This window comes from Neisseria sp. P0021.S007, from assembly GCF_051956855.1.
This window is the reverse complement of record NZ_JBQCXA010001822.1, coordinates 1-431: the sequence shown is the minus strand read 5'-3', so window position 1 is coordinate 431 and position 431 is coordinate 1. Positions and strand designations below refer to the sequence as shown.

Here is a 431-nt window from a genome sequence, read left to right as displayed (position 1 = left end):
GCCATACTGTATGGCTTTGTTTGCCTGGAATCCAAAGCCTGCGAACGCCCCGCTGCGGGAAACAAGAAAAACCGATTCAGTGGAATCAATAAAAAAGCAATGTCGGGCGATGAGCACAGGCATCAGCGGTTTTAACGATTTCGCGTTATGTTTCAGAGGAATACTTCATGGACTTACATGCAAAGGACAAAACCCAGCATCCCGAGAATGTTGAGTTACTCAGCGCGCAAAAGCCGATTACCGACTTTAAAGGTCTGCTGACCACCATCATCTCCGCCGTCGTCTGTTTCGGCATTTACCACATCCTGCCCTACGGCACCGATGCCAACAAAGGCATCGCGCTGTTGATTTTCGTTGCCGCGCTTTGGTTTACCGAAGCCGTCCACATCACGGTAACCGCATTGATGGTGCCGATTCTCGCCGTCGTGCTC

1 pseudogene is annotated in these 431 nt (G+C 51.0%); it reads left to right on the top strand.

Annotation, left to right across the window (positions count from 1 at the left end):
* Positions 1–167: 167 nt before the first annotated feature.
* Positions 168–431 (top strand): annotated as a pseudogene (locus tag ACTHUR_RS21640) (anion:sodium symporter); the annotation flags it as partial.